At 49.6% G+C, this 19,049-nt stretch carries 22 protein-coding genes; 8 read left to right on the top strand and 14 right to left on the bottom strand.

The genetic code is table 11. The features are described 5' to 3' along the window. Positions 1-47 precede the first annotated feature (47 nt). Both R7V76_RS09280 and wrbA read left to right on the top strand, forming a co-directional pair. Positions 48-1,082 (top strand): DUF2332 domain-containing protein, encoded by a 1,035-nt coding sequence (locus R7V76_RS09280; RefSeq protein ID WP_318092207.1) that lies wholly within the window; start codon positions 48-50, stop codon positions 1,080-1,082. A 108-nt stretch (positions 1,083-1,190) separates the two neighbouring features. Further along, a complete protein-coding gene (gene wrbA, locus R7V76_RS09285) occupies positions 1,191-1,793 on the top strand; it encodes an NAD(P)H:quinone oxidoreductase (protein ID WP_012371621.1) in 603 nt (200 codons plus the stop codon). Positions 1,794-1,837: 44 nt separating this feature from the next. Here wrbA and R7V76_RS09290 read toward each other — a convergent pair whose 3' ends face one another. Further along, positions 1,838-4,276 carry an ATP-binding protein gene (locus R7V76_RS09290; RefSeq protein ID WP_318092208.1) on the bottom strand — a complete coding sequence of 813 codons (2,439 nt, stop codon included), beginning with the start codon at positions 4,274-4,276 and terminating at the stop codon, positions 1,838-1,840. A 214-nt stretch (positions 4,277-4,490) separates the two neighbouring features. On the opposite strand from R7V76_RS09290, the gene R7V76_RS09295 reads away from it, so the two are divergent. Continuing rightward, on the top strand, positions 4,491-4,664 hold the full coding sequence (locus R7V76_RS09295; RefSeq protein ID WP_318092209.1) for a hypothetical protein: 174 nt from the start codon (positions 4,491-4,493) through the stop codon (positions 4,662-4,664). Between the two features lie 52 nt (positions 4,665-4,716). Here the strand turns inward: R7V76_RS09295 and R7V76_RS09300 are convergent, their stop codons facing one another. Next, positions 4,717-5,730 (bottom strand): zinc-binding alcohol dehydrogenase family protein, encoded by a 1,014-nt coding sequence (locus R7V76_RS09300; RefSeq protein ID WP_318092262.1) that lies wholly within the window; start codon positions 5,728-5,730, stop codon positions 4,717-4,719. 179 nt (positions 5,731-5,909) lie between these two features. Between R7V76_RS09300 and R7V76_RS09305 the strand changes: the two genes are divergently transcribed. After that, on the top strand, positions 5,910-6,347 hold the full coding sequence (locus R7V76_RS09305) for a hypothetical protein (protein WP_318092210.1): 438 nt from the start codon (positions 5,910-5,912) through the stop codon (positions 6,345-6,347). Between the two features lie 172 nt (positions 6,348-6,519). Here R7V76_RS09305 and R7V76_RS09310 read toward each other — a convergent pair whose 3' ends face one another. The 4 genes from R7V76_RS09310 to R7V76_RS09325 all read right to left on the bottom strand — a co-directional run bounded on the left by R7V76_RS09310 (position 6,520) and on the right by R7V76_RS09325 (position 9,625). Continuing rightward, the gene (locus R7V76_RS09310; RefSeq protein ID WP_318092212.1) at positions 6,520-7,017 is read right to left on the bottom strand and encodes a PCYCGC motif-containing (lipo)protein; all 498 of its coding nucleotides are present in this window, start codon (positions 7,015-7,017) and stop codon (positions 6,520-6,522) included. Between the two features lie 93 nt (positions 7,018-7,110). Beyond that, the gene (locus R7V76_RS09315) at positions 7,111-8,028 is read right to left on the bottom strand and encodes a metal ABC transporter substrate-binding protein (protein ID WP_318092213.1); all 918 of its coding nucleotides are present in this window, start codon (positions 8,026-8,028) and stop codon (positions 7,111-7,113) included. Continuing rightward, a complete protein-coding gene (locus R7V76_RS09320; RefSeq protein WP_440137044.1) occupies positions 8,025-8,885 on the bottom strand; it encodes an iron chelate uptake ABC transporter family permease subunit in 861 nt (286 codons plus the stop codon). Before R7V76_RS09320 ends, R7V76_RS09315 begins: the two co-directional genes overlap by 4 nt. Further along, complete coding sequence (locus R7V76_RS09325; protein WP_318092214.1) at positions 8,882-9,625, bottom strand: metal ABC transporter ATP-binding protein; 744 nt, start codon at positions 9,623-9,625, stop codon at positions 8,882-8,884. The genes R7V76_RS09320 and R7V76_RS09325 overlap by 4 nt, the downstream gene beginning before the upstream one ends. Before the next feature lie 234 nt (positions 9,626-9,859). On the opposite strand from R7V76_RS09325, the gene mgtE reads away from it, so the two are divergent. After that, a complete protein-coding gene (gene mgtE / locus R7V76_RS09330) occupies positions 9,860-11,212 on the top strand; it encodes a magnesium transporter (RefSeq protein WP_290828489.1) in 1,353 nt (450 codons plus the stop codon). 87 nt (positions 11,213-11,299) lie between these two features. On the opposite strand, the gene R7V76_RS09335 is transcribed toward mgtE, so the two are convergent. The 4 genes from R7V76_RS09335 to R7V76_RS09350 all read right to left on the bottom strand — a co-directional run bounded on the left by R7V76_RS09335 (position 11,300) and on the right by R7V76_RS09350 (position 14,785). Beyond that, complete coding sequence (locus R7V76_RS09335) at positions 11,300-11,932, bottom strand: hypothetical protein (RefSeq protein WP_318092215.1); 633 nt, start codon at positions 11,930-11,932, stop codon at positions 11,300-11,302. 14 nt (positions 11,933-11,946) lie between these two features. Continuing rightward, entirely contained in the window at positions 11,947-12,273 is a 327-nt protein-coding gene (locus R7V76_RS09340) for a potassium channel family protein (RefSeq protein ID WP_014971462.1), read from the bottom strand. After that, positions 12,270-13,853 carry a sensor domain-containing diguanylate cyclase gene (locus tag R7V76_RS09345; protein ID WP_318092216.1) on the bottom strand — a complete coding sequence of 528 codons (1,584 nt, stop codon included), beginning with the start codon at positions 13,851-13,853 and terminating at the stop codon, positions 12,270-12,272. The genes R7V76_RS09340 and R7V76_RS09345 overlap by 4 nt, the downstream gene beginning before the upstream one ends. A gap of 92 nt (positions 13,854-13,945) precedes the next feature. Then, complete coding sequence (locus R7V76_RS09350) at positions 13,946-14,785, bottom strand: SDR family NAD(P)-dependent oxidoreductase (protein WP_318092217.1); 840 nt, start codon at positions 14,783-14,785, stop codon at positions 13,946-13,948. Positions 14,786-14,916: 131 nt separating this feature from the next. On the opposite strand from R7V76_RS09350, the gene R7V76_RS09355 reads away from it, so the two are divergent. The 3 genes from R7V76_RS09355 to R7V76_RS09365 are packed head-to-tail and all read left to right on the top strand — an operon-like array spanning position 14,917 to position 17,164. Next, positions 14,917-15,672, top strand: coding sequence for a DeoR/GlpR family DNA-binding transcription regulator (locus R7V76_RS09355; protein WP_318092218.1), 756 nt, complete (start codon positions 14,917-14,919; stop codon positions 15,670-15,672). 2 nt (positions 15,673-15,674) lie between these two features. Further along, a complete protein-coding gene (locus R7V76_RS09360; protein ID WP_318092219.1) occupies positions 15,675-16,715 on the top strand; it encodes a Gfo/Idh/MocA family oxidoreductase in 1,041 nt (346 codons plus the stop codon). Further along, positions 16,712-17,164 carry a heme-degrading domain-containing protein gene (locus R7V76_RS09365; RefSeq protein ID WP_318092220.1) on the top strand — a complete coding sequence of 151 codons (453 nt, stop codon included), beginning with the start codon at positions 16,712-16,714 and terminating at the stop codon, positions 17,162-17,164. The genes R7V76_RS09360 and R7V76_RS09365 overlap by 4 nt, the downstream gene beginning before the upstream one ends. A gap of 57 nt (positions 17,165-17,221) precedes the next feature. On the opposite strand, the gene R7V76_RS09370 is transcribed toward R7V76_RS09365, so the two are convergent. From R7V76_RS09370 to R7V76_RS09385, 4 genes are all read right to left on the bottom strand, one after another. Continuing rightward, positions 17,222-17,701 carry a DMT family transporter gene (locus tag R7V76_RS09370; protein WP_012371603.1) on the bottom strand — a complete coding sequence of 160 codons (480 nt, stop codon included), beginning with the start codon at positions 17,699-17,701 and terminating at the stop codon, positions 17,222-17,224. Between the two features lie 15 nt (positions 17,702-17,716). Continuing rightward, positions 17,717-18,145 carry a DMT family transporter gene (locus R7V76_RS09375; protein WP_188004808.1) on the bottom strand — a complete coding sequence of 143 codons (429 nt, stop codon included), beginning with the start codon at positions 18,143-18,145 and terminating at the stop codon, positions 17,717-17,719. Positions 18,146-18,215: 70 nt separating this feature from the next. Next, a complete protein-coding gene (locus R7V76_RS09380; protein WP_012371601.1) occupies positions 18,216-18,533 on the bottom strand; it encodes an ArsR/SmtB family transcription factor in 318 nt (105 codons plus the stop codon). Positions 18,534-18,569: 36 nt separating this feature from the next. Then, positions 18,570-19,019 (bottom strand): GNAT family N-acetyltransferase, encoded by a 450-nt coding sequence (locus R7V76_RS09385; RefSeq protein WP_318092221.1) that lies wholly within the window; start codon positions 19,017-19,019, stop codon positions 18,570-18,572. Positions 19,020-19,049 lie beyond the last annotated feature (30 nt).

The following is a 19,049-nucleotide window of genomic DNA, read 5'->3' on the forward strand; positions in this document are numbered from 1 at the left end:
TAATTTAGGGAATATACAACAAGGAACGTAAAGAGGGGGAACCATTCATGACAGAAGCAGAACTCGCACAACGTTTTCAGACGTTTGCCGAACGGGAGTGCCGCAACTCCAGTCCGTTATACGAATCCATATCACTCGAGATTACGAAGGATCCGAATATTCTCGCATTATGCCAACACGCACGTGACGGTCAACCGGTTCCGAATCTGTTATTTGGTGCTGTCCATTATCTGTTGCTCAAAGGTGTCGATCATCCGCTTGCTGCTTACTATCCGAGTGTGACGAAACAGCCGAAGCCGTTTCATGATGCGTTTGCCGCCTTTCAATCTTTTTGTACGATGTATGAAGCGGAGCTGATTCCACTGCTTGCACGACGGCTCGTCCAAACAAATGAAGTCCGGCGCTGTACGTATCTTTATCCGGTTTTCAGTCAGATTCACCAGCAGACACAACAACCGCTTGCCTTACTCGAAATCGGTACGAGTGCCGGTCTGCAACTGCTGTTTGACCAGTACGGTTATGAATACGGGGGCGGGGAAACGGTCGGGAATCCGGCATCACGCCTTCGGCTGACATCGGTCATTGAGGGGACGGATACACCAGTCATTCCGCAAACACCGCCGCCGATTACGATGCGGACGGGACTCGATCTGAACATCGTCGACTTGAACGATGCAGACGAACAGTTGTGGCTGAAAGCATTAATCTGGACGGAACACCGGGAGCGGCTCGCGATGTTCGAGGCGGCAGCCGGTTATGTCGAAACATTACCGCTGAAGCTGGTAGAAGGGGACGGAGTCCGCTTGTTGCCGCACTATGCAGCCGAAACGCCGGACGACAGTATGCTCTGCATCTTCCATACGCATGTCGCGAATCAGATGCCGCTTGCGGTCAAAAAAGAACTGCTACACGTCGTCGGGGAAATCGGACGGACGCGGAATCTTTACCATGTCTATAACAATGTTCAGGATCGTTACTTACATCTCGATGCCTATATCGACGGTATCTTGACGGAACAGACGATTGCCGAGACGGACGGACACGGTCGCTGGTTTAAATGGCTCGTTACACAGGAAGTGTAATTTTTTTCTTGAACTCAAGATAAAAAGCGTTACTTTATCCAAAAACCGGGAAAAGACGACATGTACATTCATCGTCCGTCACTGTTTTTGAAAAAAAGGAGCGAAGTCATGTCTAATGTGAAACTGGCTGTCATCTATTACAGTTCGACCGGAACGAATCATCAACTCGCCACGTGGGCGAAAGAAGCAGGCGAAGCAGCCGGTGCAGAAGTCCGCCTTGCGAAAATCAAGGAGACGGCACCGGCAGAAGCAATTGCCTCGAATCCACTCTGGCAAAAACATACCGATGCGACACGCGATGTTGAAGAAGCAACACCGGATCTGCTTGACTGGGCAGATGCCATCATCTTCAGTGTGCCGACCCGTTACGGCCACGTGCCGGGACAATTCCAACAATTCCTCGATACGACAGGCGGTCTTTGGGGACAAGGAAAACTCGTCAATAAAGTCGTCAGTGCGATGTCATCTGCACAAAATCCGCACGGTGGACAGGAAGCGACCGTTCTTGCTGTCTATACATCGATGTTCCATTGGGGCGCGATTGTCGCAGCACCAGGCTACTCGGACCCTGTGCTGTTCGCAGCAGGCGGAAACCCGTACGGAACCACTGTCACTGTCGACCAGGATGGTAATATGGTCGAGTCAGTCGAACCGGCCGTTCGTCATCAGGCGAAGCGGACCGTCGATATCGCAAGCCGCATCAAAGGATAATACAAAACCGCACCATTCCGAAAAGGAAGTGGTGCGGTTTGCTGTTATAACGGTGGAGTCGGATTGAGCGGTAAGTCGACCGTGAACGTCGAACCTTGTCCTTCAATCGATTCGACATGAATCTCGCCGTCATGGGCACGGGCGATTTCGCGGCAAATCGATAAGCCAAGCCCGGTTCCGCCAATTTGACGGGTATCGGAATTATCGACCCGGTAGAATTTTTGGAACAGTTCACTCATGGCAGACGACGGAATCCCGATCCCATGATCGGTCAAAGCGACCGTGATGCGGTTGTTGTGTTCTGTCACGCGGATTTCGATCGGACCGCCGTTCGGCGAATACTTGATGGCATTGTTGACCAAGTTTCCGAACAGTTGACGGATTTTTTTCGAATCTCCATTGATGATTTGGACGGTCTCCTCAGAGAAAATCTGAATGTCATGCGCTGAAGAGGATAAGCTGTGCAACTGTTTTAAGTCCTTCATCATTGCCAGCAAATCAAACGGTTCAAACGTATACTCTTGCCGATTTGCTTCCATCCGTTGGAGATCGAGGAAGTCGTTAATCAACAGGGATAACCGTTCAGTTTCCGAATGGACCGCAGCCAGATATTTCTTTTGACGGTGCGGTGGCAAGTCCCGTTGAATCATCAGTTCCGTGAAGCCGTAGATGGAAGACAACGGAGTCCGTAATTCATGCGAAATCGTCGAGACAAGCTCATTTTTGATCCGGTCAATTTCCACTTCATTGGTGATGTCACGGAGGACGAGCAGAATTCCACGGAATTTTCCGCCGTAGTGAATTTCTTCCGAATACGTTTTGATAAAACGTTTTTCCTGGTTAATCGAGAAGGTGATACCTTCACCGGTTTTATGCTCGATGAACGTTTGGTGCAAATATGCCTCAAACTCGGGTAAATCATCAACTTGATACTTCAGATTGGTAATCGAATTATCGATTTCAATCAGCCACTCGGCTTTCGAATCCGTTGCTGACGGGTGATCGAATAAATCAAGCAACGGACGGTTGATCAATTGAATCGGTCCGTCCGGTTCGATGTAGACAATCGATTCACGGATTGAGTTCAATAATCGAGCCGTTTTTTCCCGTTCCCGTCCAATCTCGTCAAACGTCCGCATCCGGAGTAACGACAAAGCGAGCTGACGTGCAAAGGCAGCAAGCTCTTCCTGTTCCTGCAGATCAAACGGATGATGGAAACGCATCAGATAGATATAGGCGATGATCTCATCCGTGCTGGCATCAAGAACCGGTGTGACGGCAATCGCGCGGTGGGCAAACTGAGCGGTGTGCGGGACTTTATCCTTCCGTGCTCTGCGGATGACAGGTTCGATGGTGGCAATCAAATCATCTTGTTCTTGTTCCGTCAGACCGTAGGAAATAATATTCGTCACCGTCGTTCCTTCCTTGAAGATCAAGGAACCGTTCGTCGAATCGGTAATCTCGACCATCTTTTCAATGACCGCGGGATAAGCGGTTACGGTGTCACGGGAAGCAAGTGTCTCCGTCAGCTGGTTCCGGATTTTCAAGTGGGCTTCGTTCCGTAAAGTGAGTCGAAGCGCCTGTTCTAAATTATCATTGGAGGACATCAGCCGGTGTTTATTGTCGGTCAATGCCGTCGCCATTTGATGGAACGATTTGCTGAGCTCACCGATTTCATCGGTTCGATTCATGGGAATCAACGGTGCGGTATGTTGGCCTTGGGCAAGCAGTTTACTTTCTTTACTGAGGAGTTGAATTTGGCGTGTCGTCCGTTCGATAAACGGTCGGATGATCAAAAGAATGACAAGGAAGAGGACAAGTAAATTGACGAGCCAAATCCATTCCGCATATTTCGTTTGTTTGATGAGTTTGTCCTTCGCCATCGCCTCTTTGGCTTGAAGGCTCGTTCGGTAACTCGTGAAGACACTTTCCATCGTGTTAACACTTTTGCGCATCGTTTCACTGTTCGAAGCGTTCATCTTGAATTTTCGATTCGGATCCCGTTTAACCTGTGGCATCATCGATTTCAAACTCGGCATCTGTAAAAACGTTTCATCGACAGTGCCGTCCTGTTTGGCTTTGACATATTTAATTAAACTTGGCATGACGAATGTCGTATAGGACGTATAAAGAGACCGGACATCAGACGCATAAATCTGATCGGCTTTGTATGTTCCGTTTTTTTCGAACCACGCGGTCTGTTGTTCGAGGGATGCTTTTTTTTCATTAACTGTCTCGAGAACAGCATCATCACCGAAGACGATATATCCGCGCATCTCGTACTGGAGCGATTGCCAATCGTCCCATAAAGACGTCGCCCGTTCCTGCCGTTCGCTGATCGCATCAAGACTTTTTTTGGCACTTACGACCTGATGATTCGTATAGAAGTAAGCAGCAATCGAAGATACTGACAGCGTGATCAGTATAAGGTAGAAAGCAGACATGATTTGTCGGCTTATTTTTTGATTGAACCATTTTTTCATATAATTATGGATGCCCCTTTGTATCAGCTTTCCTTGTGAACAAATAGATGTAACTACTATACCTATTTCTTACCGTAATCGTACATTTTTTAGACTCAGAAAAATAGTCTTATTAGAAAATTATCTTAAATACAAGAAATTCATACCAGAAAAACTGCAAGTTGGGTAAGAAGTAAAAAGGAATGGCATTTTCAAACAAAAGGAGGAGAAGAGGATGAACTATCGATTTTTAGCGGTGCTGTTTGCAGCGGATGCAGCCGTCCTGATCATCGGAGGGATGTTACTGCGTGATACATTTGCCTATGCCCCGATCATCGGTTGGGCGGGAGGGCTCCTGTCCTTGTTTGCCGCCATCGTCTTTTCGATGAGACGCCAAAAAAATAGATAAACGAAAAACAGGGCGTTCTTCTCAAAAAGAGAGGAACGTCCTGTTAGTTGAATCAATGCTGTTCGACAACGATTTTACCGATTGTGTTGCCACTTTCGACGAGACGGTGAGCTTCTTTTAAATTCTCTGCGTTCATACCAATCAACGTTTGGGTGACGGTCGTCTCAATGGTTTCTTCATCGAGCCAGGTCGCGACTTGTGTCAGAATTTCATGTTGCCGAATCATGTCCGGTGTTTCGAACAGGGAACGGGTAAACATGAATTCCCAAGCGAACGTGGCGCTCTTTTGTTGCAACGCACTGAGATTGAGGGCCTGGTCCGTTTCGACGATGCTGCAGATTTTCCCTTGCGGAGCGATGACATCGACCATCGCATCAAAATGCTGATCGGTCGCATTCAGACAAAAAATGTAGTCGACGTACGAATAACCGAGTTGCTCCAGTTGTTCCCGGAAATCATTGTGGTGATTAATCGTATGATGGGCACCGTGTGCTTTCGCCCAGTCAATTGTTTCCGGACGGGACGCCGTTCCGATGACGGTCAGACCGGCATGGTTCGCCAGTTGCGTCGCGATGGATCCGACACCGCCGGCTGCACCGATGATCAAAATCGTTTTCTCGAGATTTGATTTGGCATCGAACGTCAATTGAAGGCGATCCGTCATCGCTTCGTATGCCGTCAAGGCAGTCAAGGGAAGTGCTGCTGATTCACTGAACGTCAAACGTTCCGCTTTTTTCGCAACGATCCGTTCATCAACGAGCTGGAAGGCACTGTTGGAGCCGGGGCGGTTGATCGCGCCCGCGTAGTAAACTTCATCCCCGACGGAAAAGAGGGATGCTTGATCGCCGACTTCGACGACAATCCCGGCGGCATCATAGCCGATGACTTTCGGTTCTGTTTCATCCGCGCCTTTAGCCCGGACTTTCGTATCAACCGGATTAACGGAAACCGCTTTAATTTCGACTAACAGATCGTGTCCTTTTGCAACGGGACGTTCCAGTTCAAGATCAATCAGACTGTCGGCTTCCGTAATCGGTAAATGTTTGTGGAATCCAATGGCTTTCATCTGTGGCATGACAAATCATCCTTTCAGGAGTAAGTATCTTTGGAACTTTTCCACGCGTCGGGAGAAACGAAACCCGTCTGAAATTAGAAAACCGGTTTCCTTTCTGTGAGGCCCGTCTGTTGGATTGGAAATTTGTAGTAAAATATAGACGGTAGATCTCATTAAAGGAGTCGAATTGTATGCATGATGTCATTTCTTTTCCGGCTGCCCCGACACAATCCATCATTGAACAGTATTTAGTCCATGCCCATCCGTATCCCCGCTCGTATCAACCGGCAAAGTTGATTGCGCTTCGACGGGAACGGGGAGTCATGAACCGTCTGTACCGTACGGAACGGGAACTGATTCTTCGTCCGGGTGAACCGATTGCTCCGCAAGTCCAGCGTCTGTCGCTTGAGCAACAACAGCGTTTGCTTGGCTATATTGAAGCGCGCCAGAACAGTTTTGGATTTGAAGAAGCTGAGACGTACAAGTTTTATTTGCTGGAAGTGGCCTATGAATTACGTCATCTTCCGCGGACGAGTCAGCCGCTTCGGGCACATACGTATTATCAGCTGGAGGAATTGCTGTCCGGAAAACCCTTTGTTCTCCATGCGACGGCTCGCCGGCAACGGTAAGTCTTCACGTTTCAAAAGCGGCTGACGCAAAAAAGAATCACGCTCTTCACGCCTTTCCTGTAGGAGTCGCGTGAAGAGCATGATTCTTTTTTTGAGAGAGAAGGGTGGCAGAATGGTGCTCTGTCACCCTTATCTTCTTAGAGACTGACTACTGGGTCAGCCGATGTTTGATTTAGAGAGCCGGAGTCGGAGTCGGTTTGGCACCCGTCTTCGCATAAGACGCATCAATATCCGAGCGGATTTTTTTGACCGAAGTGCCTTGTTGATAAGCAACGATCGACTGGGCTGCGATATCGAGACACGTTCCGCACGTAATCCCGTGGGTCGTCCAAGTCGTTTTTCCGTCTGCCGTTTGATCGGCAATGAAGCAATCATAGTTACTCGTGTGTCCAGCAGATTCCCCGCACCCGCAATAACACGGCATCTTTTCCAAAAGGTCCTGATGTTTGGCGACAGACAGGTAAATCGTCTGAATCGAAGAATCCGTTTCTTTTAAGAACGCCGGTGCAATCGCCGGCGATGTCGTCTGTTCCAGTTGATCGGCACTTGTGTGCGTCGCATGGGTCTCATGATTAGCATGCGAGTCGGTCTTTTGTTCCGCCTGTCCGCAGGCACCGAGGGCAAGTGTCGCCGAGAGTGTCATGACCATCCATCCGGTTTTTTTAGGCATCTTCATTCCTCCATCACTCATTGATTCTTTCCTTAGTATACGGTGGAAGAATTAATGAAAGGTAAGACAGGGATGGCGATTCGATGACAGTTCTTATTGCATCAATTGTTGTTCGATCGTCTCGAAATTTGCTTCCATCATCTTCAAGTACGTTGAACCGTCTTTTCCTTTTGCCCCGAGGGAGTCGGTGTAGAGCGTTCCGCCGATCGGAACACCGGTTTCGCGGGAGACCGTCTCCATACTGCGCCGGTCGACACTCGTCTCGACGAACAGCACCGGAATGTCCTGTTGCTTGATTAAATCAACGATTCGCCGAACTTGGTCGGGTGTCCCTTGATTATCGGAATTGATTTCCCAAATGTAGTCGGCTTTAAAATCGTAGGCGTCGCTGAAGTATTTAAAGGCGCCTTCACTTGTGAGCAGATGGCGCTTAGCGTCTGGAATCGCAGCAAACCGTTCCTTCGCTTTTGTGTCGAGCGTCTTCAATTCTTTGATATAGGCCGAAGCATTTTTCTCATAATCGGCTTTATTCGCCGGATCCTCTTTGATTAATCCGTCTTTAACGTTTTCAACGTATTGAATACCGTTGCTGAGGTCAAGCCAGGCATGAGGATCAGTTTCCTGTTCTTTTCCGGCGGCCGTCAAGTACTTTGGTTCGACTCCTTTACTTAAGGCGTAGACCGGAGCATCCTTGCCGTCCTTATTTGTACTGGAGCGGAGTTTATTAAACCAGGAACCGCCGGCTTCAAGATTCAGACCGTTGTAAAAGACGACATCAGCGTCCGCCATCTTCCGGACATCGGTCGGCAACGGATCGTATTCGTGCGGATTTTTGCCGACCTTGACCATGCTGTGGACGTCGACATGTTCACCGCCGACGACACGGGTCATATCTTCTAAAATCGAATAGGTCGTAACGACTTGTATTTTGCCATCGTCGGCAGAATCGGGAGCACAGCCGGTCAGTAAAACAGCGAGACCGGTTAAAGGGATTAATCGTTTGAACATCATGTCGTCAGCTCCTTTTTGGCAGATTTCCATTTTCGCAGTAATCCGTGGCGCGGTGAGAAAATGAACACCAGCGCAAACAAAGCGGTCGCGACCAGGACGATCGAGGCGCCGGATGAAAGATTATAGGTAAAGCTGAAGTATAAACCGATGACGGAAGAAATCGTTCCGAGACCGGCAGACAGGAAAATCATCCGTGACAACCGGTTCGTCAACAGGTAGGCGGTTGCAGCCGGAGTAATCAGCATGGCGACGACGAGAATGATACCGACTGTCTGGAGAGATGCGACCGTGACGAGGGTCAGCATCGTCATCAGCAGGTAATGGATCAATCGGGTCGACAGACCGTAAGCAGCAGCCATCGTCGGATCAAATGACGTCACGAGCAGTTCTTTGTAGAATAGGAAAATTGCAGCGAGCACAAGCAGACCGATGGCAAGCGTCATCCACATATCGCTCGGACGGACGGCGAGGACGTTTCCGAACAGGATATGATAGAGATCACTGCTGCTGCGTAAAAAAGAAATCAGGATGATACCGAGTGCGAAGGCTGACGTAAATAAAATGCCAATCGCCGTATCATTTTTAATCCGGCTGTTTTGACTGACGAAACCGATTCCGAGTGCGGTCAAAAGACCGGTTGCGACAGCACCGATGAAGAAATTGATTCCGAGCAGATACGAGATGGCGACACCGGGCAGGACTGCATGGGAGATGGCGTCACCCATCAGCGACATCCCGCGTAAAATGATGAAGCAACCGATGACCCCGCAGATGATGCCGACCATGACGGATGTCACGAGGGCTTTCTGGAGAAAATCGTATTCAGTCAGGGCGTGGATGAAATCGATGATCGTCATGACGAAACCTCCACTTTCTGCAGGAAGGCAAGCGGATTGCCGTAAGCTGCTTCGATGAGATCAGCATGCAGGACGTCTTGTGGCGGACCGACCGAAATGATCCGTCGATTGAGAAGCAGCAACGTGTCGAAATAGTCGGCTGCTTTACTTAAATCGTGGTGGACGACGAGGATCGTCTTTCCTTCCTCACGCAACGTGCGTAACAAGTCGATGATGACTCCTTCGCTGCCGGCATCCACCCCGACGAACGGTTCGTCGAGTAATAACAGGTCGGCTTCCTGCGCTAAGGCGCGGGCCAAAAAGACACGTTGTTGTTGACCGCCGGACAGTTCACCGATTTGACGGTCGGCGTAATCGAGCATTCCGACCCGGTCGAGACAGGCGCGCGCCCGCATCCGGTGCTGTTTCGTCGGCCGCTTGAACAAACCGAGCTGCGGATAACAGCCGATCAGGACAGCATCGATGACCCGAATCGGAAAATCCCAGTCAATCGCACTGCGTTGGGGAACGTAAGCAACCTGTGTCCGCGCCTGTTTCGCGGATTGACCAAGCAGACGGATTGAAGTCGCTTCTGCCGGAATCAATTCCATGATGGCTTTGATGAAAGTCGATTTGCCGGCACCATTCGGACCGATGATTCCAATGAGTTGACCGGATGTAAAACGGACGGACAGACGTTCAAGTGCAGTCGTCTCGAAATAGGAGACGGATAATTGGTCGACTTCTACTGCATGTAGCATAAAAAAACTCCTTTCCGGTCCATGAGCTTTGATTAGGTAATGAATGTTTCCTTAGAGCAACAAAAAGTGTAAAAAAAGAGTTTGTTTATTGTCAGTTATTATTCTTTAGACTAATAATGTTTCCTTAAGGCAAATTTTAAGGTGCGACGAAAGAAATGTCAACTGCTTTCATCAATCGCTCTTTTTGAAAGCATCGTGCTAAGATGGAAGAGGAGAAAAAGTGGGGGTGAGAGGATGAGTCAGCCGGAGGAACAGCAGTGGAAGTTGCTGTTACTGGAAGCATTGGTGAAAGAACGACGGGAAGAAGCACAGCAGGTAATCGAAGAAGTCTATCCATACGACTTAGCGAACTGGTATGGTGAACTCGGAAAAACGGAACAGGAACGGCTCCTCCGTTACCTGGATCATGAACGGTTGGCTGACGTCATTGAGGAACTGGAGATCGATGAGCAGCTCGAGGTCTTACGGCGTTTAGATGTCGATCACGCGGGACACGTCATGGATTTAATGGAAAATGATGATGTGGCAGACATCCTGGAAGAACTGCCGGACGATGAAGTTGATCGTTTATTATCCGGCATGCGTCCGGATGAGGCACTTGTCGTCCGCAACTTATTGACGTATCCGGCCGAGACGGCAGGACGCCTGATGACGAACCGGTTCATTTGGGTGACGGATGAGTCGACGGTTGGCGAAACGATTGAAAAGATGCGCGATTACATCGAATACTCGGAGACGATCAATTACGTTTATGTAGTCAATCAACTGAGTCAACTCGTAGGTGTCATTTCCTACCGTGATTTAATCCTCGCAAGTAACGACGAACGGATTGCGGACGTCATGGACCGGAAAGTCATCAGCGTCTCGTCCGAGACCGATCAGGAAGACGTCGCGAAGATGTTTGAACGCTACGATCTGGTCTCGTTACCGGTCGTCGAAGGGGATGTCCTCGTCGGATTGATTACGGTCGATGATGCCCTTGACGTCTTACGGGAAGAAGCAAATGAAGACATCGAAAAGTTATCGGCGTCCGGGAAATCGATTGATTTTGATACGAAACCGTGGGTGGCCGCAACCCGGCGTCTGCCGTGGTTGATTTTGTTATTATTTATCGGACTCGTGTCCGGATCGATTATCAGTCAGTTTGAAGAAACGTTATCCAAAGTGGTCGCGTTGGCATTTTTCATGCCGATGATTGCCGGAATGACGGGAAATACCGGAACGCAGTCGCTGGCTGTCGTCGTCCGTGGTCTGATTACGCGTGAAGTCGACAAACGGGTCGTCACGCGGCTGATCATTCGGGAATTACGGGTCGGTCTGATCATTGGTGTGACGTGTGGGATTTTGATTGCCATCATCGCCTACGTCTGGCAGGGGGATCCGATTCTTGGTCTCGTCGTCGGCAGTTCACTGATCATTACATTGATTTTTGGAACATTAGCCGGAACGATTATTCCATTGATCCTGCACCGTCTGAATATCGACCCGGCCATCGCATCCGGCCCGCTCATCACGACGCTGAACGATATCCTGTCGCTGCTCGTCTATTTCGGGATTGCGACGGCCTTCATCAGCCGTTTGATGTAACACAAAAAAGTATCGTTCTGCCGAATCTATCGAGATCCGGTAAAACGATACTTTTTTTGACTTTCATTTAGGAAAGAAGTTCTCGGTTCAGCGGATCCAGACGGCAAGTGGTCCAATATCATCGAAGCCGGCTTCAAGTGCCGTGATCAATTGATCGCCATACTCATAGCCGACGAGCGGCTGTCCCGGGAAGTGAGCCGAACTGAGCCGGATGATATCATCCCAGAGTCGTTCATCGAGATAATCGGATGTCAGATGCGACAGTCCGGTCGTTTGACCGTTGGAATAGGCGATAAATCCGGTCTGCTGCGCATCCGAAAAGAACATCCGTACATCCGTCCGTTTGAACAACGTATCCGGCAAGTCGTGCGTCTCGATGAAGGTGAAGAAACGTGCCGCTTCCTCGGAAGTCGTCACGACAGTCCAGTCTGGCGGCAGCGCGCGCCGGTCAAGAATCGGCGGACGGACAATCCATTCTGCTGTGAACAGGTGTGTCAGTCCGGCAAGTGAAAAATCGTAGCTGGCGGTACAATCCTTGATACTGTTGACACCGGTCAGATCGAGTTGCTGTTGATGCGCCCGGACCATCATTTCCGGATAGAGCGGCGGGACGTCGCCGGTCGCTTTCCAGTGATCCTCTGTTTCCGTGACGGTACATCCGTTCAGCTCGCAAATCAGACGACACCAATCGAAATTATTTTGAATGGCTGCTTGCCGCATGAAGGTATCTCCTTTCAGTCTTCCTGTTCCTTAATCAAGACATAAGCGAGTGTGGCAATCAATGTAAGGAACAAACCGCATCCAATCGTAATATAGGCCATCGTGAAGACTTTGCCGAGTGTCGTGACGGGAGCGAACGTCGGATGCCCGACCGTGCTCAGCGTCGTGATGCAGAAATACAGCGCGTCGACGACGGTTAAATTTTCCTGGGTACTGTAAAAAATCGTTCCGGACAGCAGGGTCAACAGACACAAGATCAATAGACCGCGGAAGTAGGATAACTGAAAAGCATGGCGTAACCCTTTAAATAATCGTGAAAAAATCGCAAGCATGGAAATCATCGTGTGCCTCCTTCGGACGGTCGTTGAATCGAGTCGAGTGTATCATGAATCCGGTATCCGTTTTTACCGTTGTATTTGATGTGATACATGGCCTGATCGGCATGATGAATCAATGTATCCAAACTGATACCGTGATCGGGTGAATAGCTGAGCCCGATACTTGTTCGAATCTCGATCAACTCTTCCGCGAGCGTAAACGGATTTTCCTGGAAGGTCTCTAAGAGCGAAGCGGCGAACCGGTGCAACTGGTCCGGTGTCTGATTCGGCAACAGTAAAAAGAATTCATCGCCGCCGACCCGGGCAGCGAAACCGGGCGGCTTAACGGTCCGTTCAAGCAGCTGAGCCAAGTGAATCAAAAAGGCATCGCCGATTTGATGACCGTACGTATCGTTGATGCTTTTAAAGCCGTCGAGGTCAACGACGGCGACCGTGACACTGTCCTGCTCGAGAATGGCTTGCCCGGCCCGTTCATAAAAGTTACGCCGGTTGGGGATTTTCGTTAACGGATCATGATAGGCGAAAAAGCGAATCGTCTGCTCGGCTTCCTTAAAGGACTGGATATCCCGAATCAGCAACATCCCGTGTAACTCCTGTTCGATGAAGACAAAGTCGGCATCCATGACGACATACCGTTCCTGTTGTTCGAGCGTCAGGACCTTTGTTTCGTATTCATTGAATTTACGCTGGGAAGCAAAGTGGACCTCATAATGCTGAAGCCAACCCTGTTGTTTTTTCTCCGGCAGGTAGTCGGCGAACGGCTGACCTGACAGTTTGTGTTCTTTTAACAATGTATGAGCCGCGGGATTCGCACTCTCGATTCGGCCGTGACGATCGAGCAACAGAATCGCCGAAGGATTTAGATTGTACAGCGTCGCAAACCGTTTCTGGTAAGAGGCGAGATAATCGAACCGGCGCATGGCGATCGTTAAAGCGGCCGCCCAAAACAGCCCGCCGTACATATAGGCGTAGGGCGGCATGACACCATAAAACGAGTTGTATCCGAAGACGATATCCCAAACGAGAACAAGGAGCGCAACACTCAACAGGACATTGATGATGCCCCGGCGCGCATCCCGCAACTGGGTCCGCGCATAAAACAGTAAACCGATCACGAGAAGATGGAAGACGTTCCCGACAGTCATCGTGATTAAGTACGAGGCATTGAACTCCGGATAGATGAAGGAGCCGATCCGCTCGAATCGCTGACTGTTGATGACATTTGTCTGAAAGACATACGTAATCAGCACGATGACCATTGGTGCATAAAAGATGCCCGGATAAAGAAGCCGCGGTATCTTTTTCCACAGATTCGAGACACGGAAGATGAAGTGGAGCGATGTGCTGAAGACAAGTAATCCGGCATTCCCGAACCAGTACGTCACAAAAGCGGGACTCATGGAGACGGGCGCAGCGTTTCGGAAAAATTCACCGAGAAACAACATTCCGTAGGCGAAAGTAAAAAGACTCAGCAGCCGGTGTTGCGAACGTTTTGGATTGCGTAACAGGATATCGACGGCCATATAGAACATGATGAACGTCGGAATCAAATAGACGGCCGTATACAAAAATAAGGGAGTCATGAAAAACCGTCCTTCTGAATGAATTTAAAGTGTTTCTTTCATTATAGAAAGAAGAAAAGGACGAATCTGATATGTTTTGAACAAAAGGGGAATCAGTCTAAATTTAGTGTCAGTTGCCGGGTTTTGAGTGTCCCGACGAGACCGGACGGATCGTTTGCCGTTTTATGGGCGACGAAGGCTTCGTCTTCCGGAGCTGTCCGGACACGCAACGGCTTCTCATCGGCATGGACGAGTTCAAAGATCAACTCGGCGATCGTTTCCGGTGCCTGGCGCTCGGCGTGTCGGACGCGGTACGTCCGTAAATAACTTTCGATAATCGGTTTGAAATCATCCTCGTGCAATCCGCCCGTCTGCTCGAGGCGGTCGAGGACGCTTGCGGTGAAATTCGTCTCGACGGCAGCCGGTTCGATCAACGTGACATCAATCGAGAAAAACGGTTTGTAATAAGTAGCAAGACTTTCGAACAGTCCTTCCAGTGCAAACTTGCTGGCACAGTAGATTTCATTCATCGGCTGACCGACAAGTCCGCTGATGCTCGAGGTGGCTAATAAATGACTGCCGTTCGGAGCAGCTTTCAAAAGCGGCAGACAACATTCAATCGTCCGCATGACGCCGAACACGTTGATATCGAACAATTGATTGATTTCATAACTTGTCGCTTGTCCGAGTGCCCGCAACAAGCCTTGTCCGGCATTGCAGAATAAAGCATTCAAGTGACCGACTTCCTGCTCGATGACGGAAACGGCCTGTTTTAAACTCATCAGGTCCGTGACATCGACTTCAAGAAAATGCAGATGCGGTAAAGCGGCTTGTTCGAGTGCCGGTGTCAGTTCACGGGTTCCGGCATACACCGTCCATCCTTCTTCAGCAAAACGTGTCGCCGTCGCGAGACCGATCCCGGACGAGGCACCGGTGATGAAAATCGTACGCATGCGTCATTCCTCCTCTTAAATTCCAGGCTATACCGTTCTTTACCCGAATTTAGCGAAGTTATTTTAAGTAAAAATTGCATTATATAATGTAAAAACTTAAAATAAAGAAAAAGAACGGGAGGAAAAGGAAGATGGCTCAACAGGATCGACTTCAACAAATGCGGGAATGGATCAAGACGACACCTGAAATTTCACTCGATCAGCTGATGGAAGAGTACCGTATTTCGCGTGATACGGCCCGGCGTGATTTGATCCAGCTCGAGCGGGAAGGAAAAATCATCCGTGTCAAAAACGGTTTGATCCGTGTCGGGACAAACACGACCGTTCAGTACGACCGGCGGACCGAACAGCCGGAAAAGAACCGGATTGCGAAACACGCCGTCCGGTACGTTCAGCCGGACCAAACAATCATCCTCGATGCAGCTTCGACGGTCGCCCGGATGACGGTTCATCTGCCGGCGCAACCGATTCAAATCATTACGAATGCACTGGCTGTCGTCGAACAACTGGAGGCCCGTCCGGAAATTGATCTGTATGTGACTGGAGGGAAATGGGACCGGCATGCACGCAGTTTAGTCGGGATTAAGACGGCGGATGATATTTTGAACTATCAGGTCGACCGTGTATTCCTTGGAGCATGCGGGCTGACGGAACAGGGGATATTCGCGGAAAATCTGGAAGAAGCAATCGTGAAAAAGGCGATGATCCGCAGTAGCGCGGAAGTGATTGTACTGGCAGACCATACGAAGTTCGAGAAACGTTTTCTGCACAAAGTCTGTGATCTTGATCAGATCGACATTTTGATTACGGATGAACGCCCGACCGAACAATGGCAAAAGTGGCTGCAAGAAGCCGATATCTTGCTCGAAATAGCAGAGGAGGAATAAACATGACAACGATTCAAACGACATTAGTCGGATTCGGATTTTCAGCCGTAACGTTTCACGCCCCATTGATTCAAGCGTTGCCCGAATATACGATCCGGCAAGTCGTATCCAGCCAAGCCGATAAAGTGACGGCTGTTTTCCCGGAAGCCGATGTGATCGAAACACTCGAAGAGGCTTTACAGGATGACCAGACGGAACTTGTCATCATCACGACACCGACAGCTTTACATTTTGAGATGGCGAAACAAGCCATTGAAGCCAAAAAACATGTCCTGCTCGAAAAACCGGCCGTCGTGACGATGGAAGAGGCAATCGAACTGCAACGTCTCGCGACGCATCACGGCGTCTATGTCGCCGTCTATCAAAACCGCCGTTACGACGGCGATTTCTTGACGGTGGAACAATTGGTCGAGATGAATGAAATCGGAGATTGGCAATTGTTCGAATCACGGTTTGACCGCTATCGTCCGGTCGTACGGGATCGCTGGAGGGAAAAGGCAGGACCGGGCTCCGGTATTTTATTTGACCTCGGTTCACACTTGATCGATCAGGCGCTCGCTTTGTTCGGTGAACCGGATGCCGTCGTCGGCGATGTGTTATTCCAGCGCGACGGAGCGGAGACGGATGACGGATTCCACATTACGTTATTCTACGGGAAACGTCGGGTCATCCTCCGGTCCAATTCCTTTATCCAAGGGGCAACGCCGCGGTTTGAATTACATGCAACACGCGGAAGTTATCTCAAATACGGAATGGATCCGCAGGAAGCACGCCTTGCATCCGGACAACCAGTTGATGTCACAATCGGTCAAGAGGAAGCCGTGAATTACGGATATCTGCAAATTACGGATCACCCGGCGGAACGATTGGCGACACTTCCGGGGAATTACCTTGGTTTTTACAAAGCACTTGCTGAAGGTTTGAAGACGGGTGACGTGCCGGTCGATTTGACGGATGCACTCAAGACGATGCAAATCATCGAAGCCGTTCGTTTGAGCAGCGAGAAGGGACGGAAGATTTTCCGGAAGGAGTGGGATCAATGAAACTGACGGAATTATTGGCACAAGAAGAGACACTGACGTTGCGCAGCTTTACGAATCAGGATGCGCTTCGTGCCGGACAGTATGTCATCGACCGGGCCATGCAGGAGCAGCTCAGCGTTGCCATCGAGTTGAAACGGAACGGACAACGGCTGTTTTATGCGGCACTCGACGGAACGGCACCGGATCAGGAAGAGTGGATCCGGCGGAAATCGAACGTCGTCCTCCGTCACGGACACAGTTCGCTTTACATGCGGCTGTATAACGAAAGTAAAAACCGCTCCTACCATACGATGTACGCCGTTGCTCCGGCGGACTATGCCGATGCCGGCGGGTCATTCCCGATTCGCGTCACGGGAGTCGGTGTCATCGGAACGATTACCGTATCCGGTTTGTCGCAGGAAGCGGATCATCAGCTGGCGGTTGATGCATTAGCCTTTTTAAAAAAGTAAGCAGACGAAAAACCGGGAGTGCCTTCGAGTTGAAGACACTCCCGGTTTTGTATGGTCTCAAGAAGCCATCGAGTCGGAGGCGGGTGCCTCGACACGTCGCTTGTTCCCGCGATAGATAAAGAACAAGGCGGCGAGCATAAACAACAGACCGGCAAAACGTTTCAGATCAAACGCCACTTCGACGCCACCGAATGTTCCGAAGTGGTCAAGCACCATTCCGGCGGACAACTGTCCGATGACGGTTGCGATACTGGCTGCCGTCACCCCGATTTTCGGGACGGAGAGAATGGTCAGGAACAGATAACTGACACCGAACCAGACGGCACTGAGCTGCCACCGGGGTGCATCAAGAATTAACAGGACATCTCCTTGTCCGAAAAAGAGGACGGCGAGTGCAAGCAGGAGCATGCCGGTGAAAAAAGTTAAAAATGTACTTTCCAGTGCGCCGGCTTTTTGACCGAAGGCACCGTTGATTGAAGACTGGGCACTGAGGAGAATTCCTCCGAGCAGTGTCATGCCGAGTAATGCGATATTCATCAAGTTTCCTCCTTCTTAGAAAATCAAAAATAGCGCGATGACCATCAGGCCGGATGCGATTAATTTGTCTTTGTTGATGGCAACGCGGGGACTTCCGAGCCATCCTTTATGTTCAATGACCATGCTGGCGATCATCTGACCGATGATGACGCTGATCATGGCGAGACCAACACCGACGAGCGGGATGCTGATGATCAGGATTGTCAAATAAATACTTCCGAGTAATCCGCCGAGCAACGTCCATTTCGGAGCTTTGAATGTATAGCCAAGCGAACCTTTTCCAAAGAAAAGGGTGATGATGCCGATGATGATTGTACCGGCAAAGAAATTATAAAAGCTGCTTTCGAGTTTACCGATACTGTTACCAAGCTCCCCGTAGATGGCGCCTTCGATACTGAGCGCAATCCCGGCAAGTAAAGCCAACAGGTAATAAATGAATTTCACAATCCGTTCCTTCTTTCTTTTCCAAATCTACATATCGAGAATTGTCGATATATGAACAAAGGAAAACCCCTTAGAGTTCTCCTTTTAGATACTCTGCCAACTCGTTAATCTTTTCTTCATTTCGACGGTAATACGTCCACTTGCCGTGACGTTCGGATTCGAGCAATCCGACTTTTTGTAACATCGCCAAGTACTGGGATACCGTGGATTGGGACAGGTTGGCCTTCTCCTGGATATCACCGACACAGACGCCTCCTTTTTCAGCGAGATTCGTTGACAAGTGAGCAGCCGGTTTGTTGAAATGAGTCTCTGGATCCTTGAGCCAGCGTAAGATGTCGAGACGGACTTCGTTCGACAACGCTTTAAAAAGATCTACTTGTTGTGTCATGCCATCAATCTAATCGATACTTTCCGATATGTCAATTCATCGGTTTGAGTCGGCAAAAGCGGTTTTATCCAAAGTGTGCGTGATTTTTTCACCGGAAACGAGTTGAAATCCGAGACCTTGATAAAACGGATCGGCCTGTTCGCTGTATAAGACGAGTCGGTCATACGTCAAAAAGGCTTCAGACATGATTTTTTCAAGCAATGCCGTCCCGATTCCATGTGACCGGGCTTCCGGCAAGACATAGACATGACGGATCCGGCCGGTTAGGGCTTGACCGGATTGTTTCATATATCCGCCGCACGCCAGGACTTGATTGGTTGTCGACAGGGCGACGAACATCGCTTCCCCGTCTTCTTGAAACGATTCCTCCCGGCGGTTGCGTAACATTCGCTCGACGAGTTGGAATCCTTCCTGCGAACTTTTAGCGAGCAACGGAAGCCAGTTGTATCCATCAAAGTCGTTTACCCGTTCGATTGTCACATCCATCCGTGATTCCTCCTTCTTTTCTCTTGGATT

It is taken from the genome of Exiguobacterium artemiae (genome assembly GCF_033342815.1).
Classification (GTDB): domain Bacteria; phylum Bacillota; class Bacilli; order Exiguobacteriales; family Exiguobacteriaceae; genus Exiguobacterium_A; species Exiguobacterium_A artemiae_A.